The organism is Undibacterium sp. TC9W (assembly GCF_049339865.1).
Classification (GTDB): domain Bacteria; phylum Pseudomonadota; class Gammaproteobacteria; order Burkholderiales; family Burkholderiaceae_D; genus Undibacterium.
Genome location: NZ_JBMPPJ010000008.1, coordinates 50,620 through 63,481, shown reverse-complemented (window position 1 = coordinate 63,481; position 12,862 = coordinate 50,620). Strand labels below are relative to the sequence as shown.

Here is a 12,862-nt window from a genome sequence, read left to right as displayed (position 1 = left end):
AGACTAGCACCTATCTAAGTACCGGTACGCGCACAGGCCAGCCGCCCGCCACGGTCTGTATTGATGAGCATCTTCGCTTCTCCCAGTTGTTCTACCTGGGCAGATAAACTGATATCGCCAACAAAAGTCAGCGATCTTTCATTCAATGCGTAATTGCCGTAAAACCGTTTGCCATTCATGTTGCCACTGACTTGCGTATTCCTGCTAAAAGAGACTTCCATGCTATAGCCGGTCTGCACATTCATGCAGGCCCAGCTACCCCACAGGCTGGCTGAGGCAGGAGAGGGCTGAGACTGACTCTCTATGCTGCTCATGGTCAGCGCACCCACTCCCTGGTTGCTGGCGCGGCGTGAAGACATGGTATTGATCCAGTCAGCGGGAACTGCAAAATTCAGGTTCTGCCCCAGTTTGTGCTGAAAGGTCATGATGCCTACCAGTTTGCCTGCATCATCAAACAAGCCACCACCGCTCGACCCTGGGGAAATAGGGGCGGTAGTCTGAATCACCCTGCCACTTGCCAGAGTACGCAAGGAAGAAATAATGCCATCGCTGATGGTCAGATCCAGCCCTTGTGGCGCACCTATGGCAAATACTTTTTGTCCTGTGCGCAAATTGTCTGTACTGCCCAGTACGACTGGTGGCGCGCTTGATCCAGGTACACCAAGGCGACACAAATCAAATTCTTCATCTGCCATGATGACTGTGGCGGGCAATACTTCCTTACCTATCTTGGCCCGGTATTGCACGCCGCTGCGCACCACATGGCAATTCGTGATCAGCACTTGCGGTTCTATCATGACGCCGCTGCCTATCGCCACCTGCACGCCAGATGGAGAAAACACCGAGATCAGGGCAATGCTGGGTGAACGCAGGGCATAAATTTCTTCGGCACTCTTGCCGCTATCGGAATTGCCAGGCACAGACACGAGCTGTTGTGCCGGTAGCCTGCTTGCCGCGACTGTTGGGCTGATTTCGCTAGTGGCAGAAATTTCTTTGAGTTTATTACGTGCTTCTTTTTGTTTGACCGACCACCATACCGCGACTGTCGCCAATAGCAAGGCAATCAATATTGCAGGCGCAAGCCAGTTTTTAGGCTTTTGCCCAGGCGTCATTGTTACTTCTGGCTTGTCCTGGTTTGCTGCGGCTTGCGCCTGCAGGCTTGTCTGCCTGGCCAGCCTGGCATCGTAACTGGCTCTTTTTTGTGGGTGCAGCAGCAGTTCAAAGGCTTCACGCAGGATGACTTTTTTATTCGGGTCATGCTGCCCTTCATTATCGAGTTCAGCCGTGGCACGCTGGTAGGCCGCACTTATCTGTTCTGGCGTGGCGTCCGCTTCAACAGCGAGTATGTCGTAGAGAGTTTTTTTCATTACCTGCCCAGAATGGATGGCTTGCATGTCTGTCAATGGGACAGCAAGCTTTTTCTGCAGGATTGTAACTGAATAAGGGCAGGCAACGGCGCTCAGCCGCGCACAATGCACGGCTTATCAATCTCACGCGATAAAAATCTAACGCAAGCGCCCTATATAGGTTTGATCGACCATGGCATTATGATCGAGCACGGGCGTGGGTATTGTGGACATATCCGGCATGCTGCTCTCGTCCAGCTTGTTGCTGACCTGCTTCCTTACTGCCAGTCTGTTGAGTAAAGGAGTTGGTGGTGGTGGCGTGACGAACAAGCCATCTTCACCAAAATAAATCTCATCGAGCTTTTGGCAGATGTCGTGCAAATCAGGGTTGGGTAATTCCAGCGCCATGTCCAGTATGCTGCGGCAATAGCCGGGATTGACACGCATGTATTCTATGTCAGTGACACGGCCATTTTGCCGCCGTAAAATCACGTGCAGTCTTGCCATGAGGGAGAAGGCAAGATTATCTGACATGGCATTCTGTATCAGGCTGCTGGTACTCATAAGATATGCTCCCCGTGAAGTTCAAGATCAAGTCCTTCTCTTTCCTGCTCATTGGTGACGCGCAAGCCAATGCTCACTTTGACCAGCCACAAAATGACGGCAGTCACAGCTCCCGAATAAATCACGGTGACGATGACACCAAACGCCTGGGTCGCCAGGCTGCCATCAGCACCGCCTATGCTCTTAATTGCAAATACGCCCGTCAGCAAGGCCCCGACTATGCCACCGATGGCATGCACGCCAAATACATCCAGTGAATCATCATAGCCACCCATGGATTTGAGTGAAGTCGCCCCCCAGTAACATGCCACTCCAGCCACTGCACCTATGGCCATTGCACCTGTCAGATCAACAAAACCAGATGCGGGCGTGATCGCCACCAAACCTGCGACAGCGCCAGAGACTATGCCCAGCACCGATGGTTTGCCACGGCGCAGCCATTCCACCAGCATCCAGGCCAGTGCCGACATCGCAGTCGCCACCTGTGTCACCAGCATCGCCAGCCCGGCGCGGCCATCTGCGGCACCGGCAGAACCGGCATTGAAACCAAACCAGCCTACCCATAACAGCGCTGCGCCTATCGCAGTCAGTAATAAATTATGCGGTGGCATGGGTTCCTTGCCAAAACCCAGACGTGGTCCGACGATCAAAGCAGCCACCAGGCCAGATACACCGGCATTGATATGCACCACAGTACCACCGGCAAAATCCAGCACGCCACGCGCCGCCAGCCAGCCTGTCGGTTCCCACACCCAATGCGCGACCGGCACATACACCAGCAAGGACCACAGCGTGATGAACAGCAGCAGGGCAGAGAACTTCATGCGCTCGGCAAAGGCACCGGTGATCAGGGCAGGGGTGATAATCGCAAACGTCATCTGGAACATCAGGAACACGCTTTCCGGTATTGTCGGTGCCAGTTGATGCACGCTGAGCTGCCCGGCTTCTTTCAAGAAGCTCACGCCGTGCAGCATGAACCTGTCCATGCTGCCCAGATAAGGCGAACCTGCCGTGAATACCAGGCTGTAACCCAGCACCACCCACAAGACCGTGACGATGCAGGTAGTTGCCAAGCTATGCGCCATCGTGCCCAGGGCATTTTTCTTGCGCACCATGCCGGTATAGAACAGGGCCAGGCCGGGTATGGTCATCAGTAATACCAGTGCCGTTGAGGTCAGCATCCAGGCGGTGTCGCCAGCACTGATTTTGTCGGCGGCGATCATGCCCGGCTTGGTCATGGCTGGTGGGGTGGCTGCAGCCACTACAGGTGCTGTTGCGGCACTTGCTACAGAACTGGCTGGCGCAGTGTCTTGTGCGTAGCAGGTGCCGCCATACAGGAAAAGGCTGATGGAGAAGAAAAATGAGAAGAAAAATGAGACAGAAAGCAGGAAGCTGGAGAGAACGCGTATTTTCATCAGGCTGGCCTTTTCAAAAACATCGTCAATGACACACAAGCATGTGCTTTGCAGCATTTTTCATGCCAAGGCTGATACCAGTAAATTTGGTCTTGCTCGCAACTAATCAGGGAAAGAAATTGCTTGTGATATCAGTGCGGGCAGGTGCATGCACCAAAATGTAAGCAAATATTTCTGCATGGCATGAATTTGCACGCAGAGAGTGCCAAATCAGAATCGGTGATAATTATTCCATTTCAAGGAATAATGAATTCAATATTATGATTATTCTTTGCTTTGATGAACTGAATTAAAGTGCCTGTCATTCGCTGCGCATGAGCAAGGCGAATCTCAAACCCGCTTTCAACCATTTAAAGGAGCACGCCATGTCACTCACTTCCATATCACGCACTTCCAGCAGCCTGGTCAACAAAATCAAATTTATCTTCTTGTCAGCATTAGCCGCATTATCTCTGGCAGCAGTACCTGGCATCAGCGCCGCTGATACGGTCGCCAATAGCGTCATAGGTGCACGTGGCTACGATCTCACGACTTTTTTCACCAGTGAAAAACCTGCCCATGGCACCGGTCATCATGTGGCGACCGTGGATGGTGTTGATTACCTGTTCACCAGTGAAGAAAACAAAAAGACTTTCCAGGCTAACCCAGAGAAATATTTGCCAGCCTTTGGTGGCTACTGCGCATATGGCGCTTCCATAGGCAAGAAATTTGTTGCCGACCCGGATGTGTATGACATCGTCGATAACAAACTCTACTTTAATCTTGATACCAAGATCCGCGCGATCTGGGCAAAGGACATTGCAGGCAATATCGATCTTGCAAAAACCAACTGGAAAACCATCGCCAGCAAAAAACCATCTGAACTCTGATTGCTCGCACATATAAAAACGCCGCTTTGCCCAAGGGCTAAAGCGGCGTTTTGTTTTCAGCTTGTCAGATCAGACCGGCAGGGCAATCTGGTGATCTACACTGAATTGATAATCGCGGAATACATGTTCAGCACTCAGCAATTCATAAGTACCATCCGGCAGCTTGCGGGTCGTGTCTTTCAGGCGGTAAGTCATTTGCCCACAAGTCCAGCAATTAAAGTTGCGCATATGGGTGCACAGGCAAGTCTTGTCCATGACAGAGACTTTCTTGGCATCAGGGTGGGCTGCCACTTCGCGGTTATACGAAGTGATGTAAGCGCAGTTACCATTGCCATCAAGCAGGTAACCATAGGATTCACAACCAGGGCGTATGCCATCGCCTATGGCAGGCGTGTTCTTTAGCATGCGCATGGGGTAACCGGTAGGCGAGATATTATTGACTTCGATATCGCCTTCACTGGCCTTGAAGTATTCCTGCTTGACGTTGTCTGGAAGGCCGCATTCATGAGTAACCGTAAAGCGGGTTGCTACCTGCACCCCGGCAGCGCCGTTTTGCAAAAAGGATACGGCATCGCTGCCTGTGAAAATACCACCGGCTGCTATCAGCGGGATATCGAGGTTTTCTGCCTTCAGATACTGGACGATCTCAGTGACGATGGTTTGCAGGTCATATTCTGCCCAGTCCATACCAAAACCCAGATGGCCGCCAGCCAGTGGGCCTTCGACAATGACGTAATCCGGCAGGCGGTTCAGCCGGGAATTTTTGCGCAGGAATAATTGCAGCGCACGTACCGAAGAAACGATGATGCCCAGCTTGGCATCGCGGAAGCGCGGGTGATCGGCGATCAGGCCAAACGAGCCCAGGTGCAGACCAGCACTCATGGTAATGCCATCAATACCGGCATCGAGTGAAGACTCCAGGCGCACTTTCAGGGTTTCGCGTGGACCGTTCATGGTCAGCTTTTCCATACAATTGACAAAGATCATGCCCGAGCCCTGCTTGGCTTCCATGGTCTTGCCCACGTGCATACGGGTGGCTTCTGCCAGTTGATCAAGGTTGAACTTGATGTCAGTCTTGTCGGAATTGTTGATATTGTATTTGTAGAATTTGGTCTTTTCCTTGACAAAGCTGGTGTCAAAACGACGGTCAGAGACATCCTGCACCATGGCATCAGAGATATGGCCTATACCGCCCAGACGTGCAGCAACCAGAGCCAGTTCAGCAGTGGAAATATCGACGCCCATGCCACCGATCATGATAGGAACCAGCTCATCTTTGCCCAGCTTCAGGCGGAAATCATCTACACGTTTCATTGTTATCCTTGATACATTTTGCTCAAAAGTAAATCACGCGACGCTATATTCAGTACTCTCTCAATACCCTTAGTACTCTTACTCTACAGATACATATTGCATACTTCTTGTTATTTCTTGTTGGTTCCGGGCTGCAAACCGGCAGACGAACGAGATTGTAAGCCAGGGCTAGCCGCTATAGCTAAGATTATATTCTGTAAGGGAGGCAAATACCCAGGCGCAGGCTTTATCTCTTGCTATTTGACCAACGTAATTTGGCCCAGGCAGCCTGTTGACTTGCATTCAGGAAAGTCCAGGCAACCAGACGGCTCTCTTTATTGCCCTGGCTCATGATAATGGTTTTTTCATCAAGCACCTTGACCTGCTTCAATGCCGCATGGATTGCAGGCAAATTGGCAGATTTTGATACCAGGGTAGAAAACCATAAGATTTTTGTGGGTATAGCCGCACTTTCAGTGATCATTTTCTTGATAAACGCCAGTTCCCCGCCTTCGCACCAGAGTTCTGCAGCCTGGCCGCCAAAGTTCAATACGGGTACCGCCTGCTCTGCCTGGCCTGTTTGCTTCAGGTTTTCCCACTTGCGCTGGCTGCCAGCCCTTGCTTCTTCAGCAGAGGCGTGAAAAGGCGGGTTGCACAGGCTGACATCAAACCATTCATCATCGCCAACAATGCCATGGAACAGGGATAGCGCATTGGCCTGATGACGTAATTGTATCTGCTGGCCCAGGCCGGGATTGTGTTCCAGTATGGCCTGTGCATTAGCCAGCGAGGCCGGATTGATGTCGCTGGCACAGAATGACCAGCCATATTCGCTGGCACCAAGCAGGGGATAAATGCAACTGGCACCCGTACCAAGATCAAGGGCCAGTATCTGCCTGCCTTTGGGCACACGGCCCTGATTGCAGTCAGCCAGTAAATCAGCCAGATAATGCAGATAGTCTGCCCGGCCCGGCACTGGAGGGCAAAGATACTCAGAGGGGATATCCCAGCCACGCACGCCATAGCTGTTGTGCAGAAGAGCCTTGTTGAGCAGTTTGACTGCCAGCGGGTCGGCAAAATTGATGCTGGTTTCGCCTGTTGGGGTGCTGACAAGCAGAGATGCAAGTGCCGGCTCTGCCTTGGTCAGAGCCGCAAAATCATAGCGCCCCTGATGGCGGTTGCGTGCATGCAGTAATGAGCTGCCAGCGCGGTTTCTTGCATCCTTTTTGTTCTTGTTGCTCATCTGGCCTGATCCATCATCCTTGATGCCTGCTCATCTGCAGGCGAATCCCGCATTGTCCCACGAAGGCCCACAGCCTGCTGACCGAAAAAATTCAGGTCGCAGGCGGTTTTCGGCAATGCTGCTCATACTTTGTTCATACTTAAGTAGGGGGCTTGTTCACCTGACAAAGGATGTAAAATTCAGTAAGTGTTTTATTCGTTTTGAAACACCGTTGCTAAAATTTGGCGGCTCTAATTGAAAGGTATAAGAAATGAAAAAAATCGCTATCGCTGGCAGTATTGCTACTGCTGCCATCCTGTCAGCCTGCTCGACTGCGCCTGTTAAACACACAGCTGACCCAGTTGCACCTGCTGCCCAGGTCGTTAGCGTGCCAGCCAACCTCAAAGCACCTGCAGGTGAAGTACTGGCCTTCCAGATGGCAGCTACCGGCGTGCAGATTTATGATTGCCGCGCCAATAAATCCGGCCCTAAAAAGTTTGAATGGGTATTCCGCGCACCAGAAGCTGAGCTATATGCCAGCCATGACCCTAGCAGCCCCAAACTGGGCAAGCATTATGAAGGCCCAACCTGGGAAGCCGCAGATGGCAGCAAAGTAATCGCTGAAGTAGTCGCCAAGAGCGACAGCGTTGATACCAATGCCATCCCCTGGCTGTTGCTGAAAGCCAAGTCAAGTTCGGCGAATGGCACCTTTTCCAAAGTGACCAGCATACAGCGCGTGGTCACTGTTGGTGGCAAGGCACCTTTGACAGGTTGCTCGGATTTCCAGATAGGTGCAGAAACACGCACACCTTATAAAGCCACCTATTATTTCTTCAAGGCAAATTAATTGCCACTTTGTTGTTTCTAATTGCTTCAGAGTAAGCAATTGATTTCCATATGGGTTCATAATAGGCTTCCCCATCATGAACCCCTATTGCGATGATACTGGACGGTTTTGATCTTGCCATTTTGCGCTATCTGCAAAAGAACAGCCGCCATTCAGCCGAGCTGATAGGGGCAGATATAGGCCTGTCTGCCACTGCCGTGCAGCGCCGCATACGCAAGCTCAGGGATGAAGGCGTCATTCGTGCAGAGGTGGCGATAGTCAGCCCCCAGGCGGTTGGCTACCCTCTGACGGTGATGGTTGAGGTCGCTTTCAAAAAAGGCCTGGGCGATGTCATCGACAGCTTCAAGCAAGACATGCAGGCCCTGGCCGAAGTACAGCAATGTTTTTACCTCGCAGGTGATTTTGATTTCATGCTCATTGTGCAAACCACGGACATGGCAGCCTATGAACGTTTCACCCGCGCCGTGCTGTTCGTCAATGAGAATATTCTCAAGTTCCGCACCACCGTGGTCATGGATACCGTCAAACAGAGCTACTGTCTGCCGATTTAAGCTTAAGCATCCAGCGCAGCAAATACTTCTTTCGCCGCAAACAAGCCATTCAGCGCCGCAGGAAAGCCGGCATATACCGCCATCTGCATGATCACTTCTGTCACTTCTTCGCGTGTACAACCTACATTCAGGGCAGCCTCTATATGCACCTTGAGCTGGGGTGTTGCATTCCCAAGCGCCGTCAATGCTGCAACCACGGCGACTTCGCGTGACTTCAAGTCCAGTTGCGGGCGTGAGTAAATATCCCCGAAAGGGAATTCAATCAGGTAGCGCGCAAAATCGGGCGCAATATCTGCCAGCGCGGCGATGACCTTTTCTCCTGCTTCGCCATCGATTTCCCTGAGCTTTTCCCAACCGCGCTGATAGCGTTCATTGATGGATACATTACTGTTTTGATGCATGATCAGACTTTCTTTTTCCGGCCAGCCTTATCAACTATCATTTTTTGATAAATCCGGATCTTGTCATCCAGGGCGCTGGCATTAGCTGCAAGCTCAGACATGGTGGTGGCCAGGCGCTGACGATGGAGCTCAAGCATAGTCAACCGCTGTTGCAGACTCATTTCACCATCTGCCCTGAGCTGCGCATACTCACGTATGTCCGCTAGTGGCATGCCGGTTTGTTTCAGGCGCAAGACAAACTCCAGCCACAGGACGTCCTGACTGTTGTAACGTCTATGGCCGTTGTCCGCCCGTTTGGCTGCCTGCAAGACCCCGGCTTTTTCATAGAAACGCAGGGTATGCGCAGACAAGCCGGTCAGGGCAGCCATCTCGCCTATGGAAATGAATAATTTTCTGGTCACAGTATGATCTTAGAACTTAGAGTGGACTCTAAGTCAAGCATACAGCAGTTACTGTCTCAGGTCATGCAGGCAGAAGCGCACGTCTGTTTCACAAATCAAAAGGATCGCGGCAAAGTGACTGCAAATGCAGGCTGCTGTCATGAAAAATCCTGTGATGATCGCGGCACACCGTGATGCACAAATATTCTTCATCCAGGGTTTTGACGGCTTGTATATAAGCGGCTGAGCGGGCATCTGCATCAGCGATATGCCGGTATTCAGCCACCGTGGCATAAAAGCGTGCGTATGCTGCCTGTGCTTGCTGCTGCGGCGCCTGTTTTTGATAGACACCAACATATTCGTCGGCGTCATCAAAGTCCTGTATCCAGCCACGCGCAACGACATCAAATTCACCGCGTGCAACGTAGTCATAAACCTGCTCTGCATTTTTTGTCGGTATCAGTTCGCAATGTATGCCACAGGCTCGCAAAACGCTGATGGCAGCATCGAGTGCGATAGTCAGTGGCCCGCGTCCGGCGGCATACAAGATGCGCACTGCGGTGGTGGAAAAATGCCCGGCCCAGCGCTGGCGGAATTCTGCCAGCGTGAGCTTGCTGGCTGGCGTCGTGGGTACCGCCAGTACGTCCGCCGGAATAAAATCTGTGTGATATAGGGCTCCCAGTTTTTCCTGTGCCTCTTTTTGTACCAGTGTATGAAAATCCTTGCGCATGGCCAGTTCATCGAAGATACCTGCTGCATTCAGGATCAGCATGCCCGACCAACGGTCACGCAGCCTGGTTGTATGCATGCCTGGCAGGGCATCCAGACGCAACTGATGCTTGCGTTCCAGCAAGGCAGCATTTGCCCTGCCATCTTGTATGGCAAGACAGACGTCATCAAACTTGTCATGGAGTTGTATGTTGATTTTTTCTGGCAGCTTGCGCTGACCTGAATACACTGGATTGTGTGCCAGTTGTATTTCATTGTCATTGGCAGACCACACCCGCATGGGGCCAGAGCCCATCATGAGATTGCCCTGGGTTTGCACACAAATCCCCATCGCCGGATGAGCAATGACTTCCAGCAAAGGGCAATACGGCTGCCGCAAGTGCATGAAGACATGGCCTTGTGCATCATCTGCGTACAAGCCTGCCGGAATTTCACCCTCGCTGCATTCTGCCGCACCCACGATCAGTCCCCGTAATAGTCCGGCAAAGCTGGATGTGGAAGAAGGCCAGATGTGGCGCGCAAAGCTGTGTACCACATGTGAGGCCAGCAGCGGGCTGCCATCGTCGAAGAAGGTAGCGCCAATATCAAATGACCATTTGCTGTGGTCGGCAGAATACGTCCAGCTACTGGCCAGTTCAGCGACAGGCTGATCACCAGAACGGTTGATGCGTAACAGGGTCTGGTAGAGCAGTGAACTCAAGGGATGACATACGGCATCCGTCCTGAGCGGGTCGATGTGGAAGAGTTTCTTTAAGCTGGCGATATGCAGAGTCATGTTTTAACGAAGGAAGCAGTCAAAACATTATTCTCGCTTTTCCATCATGCGGGCAAGCGGCTTTTTGACCTGCATAAACGCCGCCTGGCCCCGTTTTCTTACACTAAGAAGGCAATTCGAAGCGATAACCTACGCCATACACAGAGTGCAGGCATTCATTGCCTGGCAGTTTTCCCTGTATCTTTTTACGTATGTTCTTGATGTGCGTATCCACCGTCCTGTCATTGATGTCGCGCTGATCCTCATGGGCAAAGTCCAGCAATTGCTGGCGTGAAAACACCCGTTCAGGATGGCTGATGAATTCTGCCAGCAAGCGATATTCTACCGGCGTCAGGTTCAGAGGTTGGGCATCAACCAGTATGCGCAGTTGCTCTTTATCGATAGCAAAACGTGATTGTTCAGAAGCTGGCTGCCTAATCAGACCAGTCAGACCAGCCATGCTGCGGCGCAAATGTACCTTCACACGCGCGACGACCTCACGCGGGCTGAAGGGCTTGCACACATAGTCGTCAGCCCCGGTTTCCAGTCCCAGCAAACGATCTACCTCTTCCACCCTGGCAGTCAGCATGATGATGGGCACTTCGCTGAACTTGCGTACTTCATTGCAGATACTGATGCCATCCAGTTCTGGCAGCATCAGGTCCAGCAAAATCAGGTTGGGTGTGCACAAGCGCAGTTGTTCCAGTGCCAGCCTGCCATTCGCTTCATGACTGACCTGGTAGCCTGCCGCGAGCAAATAGTCTTTTAGCAGGGCCGCAATTTTCAAGTCATCTTCAACAATGAATATGTGGGCGCTATTGTCCATGTGATGATTTATGGTGTCTTGATAAAAGGCAATTGCATGAGAATTTTCACGCCACCCAATTGTGAAGCAGATGCACTGATACGTCCACCATGGGCTTCAACGATGACCTTGCAAATCGCCAGGCCCAGGCCGCTGCCGCCACTGGCGCGGTTGCGTGCACTATCGGCCCGGTACAGACGGTCAAATAACAGCGCATGGCTGGCATCCGGCACACCAGGCGCACTGTCTTCGATACCGAGTTCAAGCAAGGCGCCATTACGTGTCAAGGTGCACAGGATGACCCCGCCGCTATCGGTATAGCGTATGCTGTTTTCCAGCAGGTTGCTGAGTACCTGGGTCAGGCGGCCACCATCGGCATTGATCCATGCTGGCATGTCGCCCAACTGGCTGTCGAGGTGCAGGCCAGCCTGCTGCATGCGCAGGCCAAAGCGTTGCAACAGGTCTGCCAGCATCGGGCGCAAGTCCATGGGCTGGAACTGGTAATGCAGCTCACCGGCATCGGCCAGGGTCAACTGACGCAAGTCATCGACGAGCTTGTTGATGTGGCGTACTTCAGCATGCAGGGACTCCAGCGCGGCGGGCGTGATGTGCCGTACACCGTCCATCAGGGCCTCTACTTCACCCTGTATGACAGTCAGCGGCGTACGCAATTCATGTGAGATATCAGCCAGCATTTTGCTTCTTTGCGCCTCGTTTCTCTCCAAGTTTTGCGCCATGCTGTTGATGTCACGGGCGAGGTCACCTAGTTCATCCTGGCTGATCATTTCTGCCCTGGCATCAAGCTGTCCCTTGGAAATTTTTGCCGTAACCTGATGCAGGGATTTTAATGGGCGCAATAAATGCCTGGCCAGCCACAGGGAAAATGCCAGCGATACCAGTATCAGTGTCAGCGCCAGCCATAAGGTATGACGTATTTGCACGCTGACAAAATCCATCGCACTGGCATTCGAGATTTGCCGCAGAGGGGCCAGCCGGAGCGTGCCTATACGCTCATTACCCAGCATGATGGGTACGATGCTGCCACCGGGCGCATCGCCGGGGCCTATCAGGGCGATGCCATTCTTGTCTATCAGGGAAAGTCTTTGTCCAAAGCCCATCGGGTCTATCGGTGGCCTCTGCTCAGGCGGTGCATCGCGTGGCGGTCTGTCCTGGCCTCTTGGAGGCGGGGGCGGTGGTCGCCTGTCATTTGGATCATCGGCACCGTCTTCACGCGGCCTTCTTCTGGGTGGTGGCGGTGGGGCATCTTCATTTTGTGGGCGTGGCAGGCTGCGTATCTGATCCAGTAAATCACGCATGGGGCGGCGGTTGGCCTGGAAACGGTCAAAATTGCCATACTGGCGATAGTCTTCTGCCAGCAGATTGCTGAGCCTGGCCAGGTCTTGCTTTTCCAGGTCGCTGAGGTAGGCGATGAAACCACTTTTGAGGTTTTGACTGGTGACCCAGGCCAGCGTGCCTATGCTGATAATCACAATTGCCGTAATGGCCAAAGCGAGCTTGCGGGCGATGGTCAGACGCATACTTCAGGGCTCCCGGATCATATTGAATAGTATTGATTTGCCATGGTGCCAGCCAATTATGGAGGAATCATGAAGTAAAGACGATACGCAACAAAAAAATATTTTTATAAAAACTATACAGATGGAATTTCAAAAAACCTGTTTTCTT

The 12,862-nt window shown here is 52.2% G+C and carries 13 protein-coding genes; 3 read left to right on the top strand and 10 right to left on the bottom strand.

What is annotated here, in order from left to right; translation table 11 throughout:
- Positions 1-14 precede the first annotated feature (14 nt).
- The 3 genes from ACO0LN_RS13365 to ACO0LN_RS13355 form a co-directional block, all read right to left on the bottom strand.
- Positions 15-1,367: a trypsin-like peptidase domain-containing protein gene (locus ACO0LN_RS13365; protein WP_422974490.1), complete on the bottom strand. Its 1,353-nt coding sequence runs from the start codon at positions 1,365-1,367 to the stop codon at positions 15-17.
- A 138-nt stretch (positions 1,368-1,505) separates the two neighbouring features.
- Positions 1,506-1,910, bottom strand: a complete 405-nt coding sequence (locus tag ACO0LN_RS13360; protein ID WP_422974488.1) for a hypothetical protein — start codon at positions 1,908-1,910, stop codon at positions 1,506-1,508.
- Positions 1,907-3,325: an ammonium transporter gene (locus ACO0LN_RS13355; RefSeq protein ID WP_422974486.1), complete on the bottom strand. Its 1,419-nt coding sequence runs from the start codon at positions 3,323-3,325 to the stop codon at positions 1,907-1,909. The genes ACO0LN_RS13360 and ACO0LN_RS13355 overlap by 4 nt, the downstream gene beginning before the upstream one ends.
- 365 nt (positions 3,326-3,690) lie before the next feature.
- Between ACO0LN_RS13355 and ACO0LN_RS13350 the strand changes: the two genes are divergently transcribed.
- Positions 3,691-4,194 (top strand): YHS domain-containing (seleno)protein, encoded by a 504-nt coding sequence (locus tag ACO0LN_RS13350; RefSeq protein ID WP_422974484.1) that lies wholly within the window; start codon positions 3,691-3,693, stop codon positions 4,192-4,194.
- Between the two features lie 69 nt (positions 4,195-4,263).
- Here the strand turns inward: ACO0LN_RS13350 and ACO0LN_RS13345 are convergent, their stop codons facing one another.
- Both ACO0LN_RS13345 and rlmF read right to left on the bottom strand, forming a co-directional pair.
- Entirely contained in the window at positions 4,264-5,508 is a 1,245-nt protein-coding gene (locus ACO0LN_RS13345) for a nitronate monooxygenase (RefSeq protein WP_422974482.1), read from the bottom strand.
- Positions 5,509-5,734: 226 nt separating this feature from the next.
- Complete coding sequence (rlmF, locus tag ACO0LN_RS13340; protein WP_422974480.1) at positions 5,735-6,730, bottom strand: 23S rRNA (adenine(1618)-N(6))-methyltransferase RlmF; 996 nt, start codon at positions 6,728-6,730, stop codon at positions 5,735-5,737.
- 250 nt (positions 6,731-6,980) lie between these two features.
- Here rlmF and ACO0LN_RS13335 point away from each other — a divergent pair, with 250 nt between their 5' ends.
- Together ACO0LN_RS13335 and ACO0LN_RS13330 are read left to right on the top strand one after the other, a co-directional pair.
- Positions 6,981-7,556: a DUF3455 domain-containing protein gene (locus ACO0LN_RS13335; protein ID WP_422974478.1), complete on the top strand. Its 576-nt coding sequence runs from the start codon at positions 6,981-6,983 to the stop codon at positions 7,554-7,556.
- A 92-nt stretch (positions 7,557-7,648) separates the two neighbouring features.
- The gene (locus tag ACO0LN_RS13330; RefSeq protein ID WP_422974476.1) at positions 7,649-8,107 is read left to right on the top strand and encodes an Lrp/AsnC family transcriptional regulator; all 459 of its coding nucleotides are present in this window, start codon (positions 7,649-7,651) and stop codon (positions 8,105-8,107) included.
- A gap of 2 nt (positions 8,108-8,109) precedes the next feature.
- On the opposite strand, the gene ACO0LN_RS13325 is transcribed toward ACO0LN_RS13330, so the two are convergent.
- The 5 genes from ACO0LN_RS13325 to ACO0LN_RS13305 form a co-directional block, all read right to left on the bottom strand.
- Positions 8,110-8,508: a carboxymuconolactone decarboxylase family protein gene (locus ACO0LN_RS13325; RefSeq protein WP_422974474.1), complete on the bottom strand. Its 399-nt coding sequence runs from the start codon at positions 8,506-8,508 to the stop codon at positions 8,110-8,112.
- Positions 8,509-8,510: 2 nt separating this feature from the next.
- Positions 8,511-8,909 (bottom strand): MerR family transcriptional regulator, encoded by a 399-nt coding sequence (locus ACO0LN_RS13320; protein WP_232063196.1) that lies wholly within the window; start codon positions 8,907-8,909, stop codon positions 8,511-8,513.
- A gap of 88 nt (positions 8,910-8,997) precedes the next feature.
- Positions 8,998-10,392: an ABC transporter substrate-binding protein gene (locus ACO0LN_RS13315; RefSeq protein WP_422974472.1), complete on the bottom strand. Its 1,395-nt coding sequence runs from the start codon at positions 10,390-10,392 to the stop codon at positions 8,998-9,000.
- 103 nt (positions 10,393-10,495) lie between these two features.
- Positions 10,496-11,197: a response regulator gene (locus ACO0LN_RS13310; protein WP_162057295.1), complete on the bottom strand. Its 702-nt coding sequence runs from the start codon at positions 11,195-11,197 to the stop codon at positions 10,496-10,498.
- 8 nt (positions 11,198-11,205) lie between these two features.
- Complete coding sequence (locus ACO0LN_RS13305; protein WP_422974469.1) at positions 11,206-12,714, bottom strand: ATP-binding protein; 1,509 nt, start codon at positions 12,712-12,714, stop codon at positions 11,206-11,208.
- Between the last annotated feature and the right edge of the window lie 148 nt (positions 12,715-12,862).

What these genes read in the sequence shown, in the direction of transcription:
- ACO0LN_RS13365 (WP_422974490.1), bottom strand. Translation starts at nt 1,367, where the DNA reads ATGAAAAAAACTCTCTACGACATACTCGCTGTTGAAGCGGACGCCACG.
- ACO0LN_RS13325 (WP_422974474.1), bottom strand. Translation starts at nt 8,508, where the DNA reads ATGCATCAAAACAGTAATGTATCCATCAATGAACGCTATCAGCGCGGT.
- ACO0LN_RS13315 (WP_422974472.1), bottom strand. Translation starts at nt 10,392, where the DNA reads ATGACTCTGCATATCGCCAGCTTAAAGAAACTCTTCCACATCGACCCG.
- ACO0LN_RS13330 (WP_422974476.1), top strand. Translation starts at nt 7,649, where the DNA reads ATGATACTGGACGGTTTTGATCTTGCCATTTTGCGCTATCTGCAAAAG.
- rlmF (WP_422974480.1), bottom strand. Translation starts at nt 6,730, where the DNA reads ATGAGCAACAAGAACAAAAAGGATGCAAGAAACCGCGCTGGCAGCTCA.
- ACO0LN_RS13355 (WP_422974486.1), bottom strand. Translation starts at nt 3,325, where the DNA reads ATGAAAATACGCGTTCTCTCCAGCTTCCTGCTTTCTGTCTCATTTTTC.
- ACO0LN_RS13350 (WP_422974484.1), top strand. Translation starts at nt 3,691, where the DNA reads ATGTCACTCACTTCCATATCACGCACTTCCAGCAGCCTGGTCAACAAA.
- ACO0LN_RS13360 (WP_422974488.1), bottom strand. Translation starts at nt 1,910, where the DNA reads ATGAGTACCAGCAGCCTGATACAGAATGCCATGTCAGATAATCTTGCC.
- ACO0LN_RS13345 (WP_422974482.1), bottom strand. Translation starts at nt 5,508, where the DNA reads ATGAAACGTGTAGATGATTTCCGCCTGAAGCTGGGCAAAGATGAGCTG.
- ACO0LN_RS13335 (WP_422974478.1), top strand. Translation starts at nt 6,981, where the DNA reads ATGAAAAAAATCGCTATCGCTGGCAGTATTGCTACTGCTGCCATCCTG.
- ACO0LN_RS13305 (WP_422974469.1), bottom strand. Translation starts at nt 12,714, where the DNA reads ATGCGTCTGACCATCGCCCGCAAGCTCGCTTTGGCCATTACGGCAATT.
- ACO0LN_RS13310 (WP_162057295.1), bottom strand. Translation starts at nt 11,197, where the DNA reads ATGGACAATAGCGCCCACATATTCATTGTTGAAGATGACTTGAAAATT.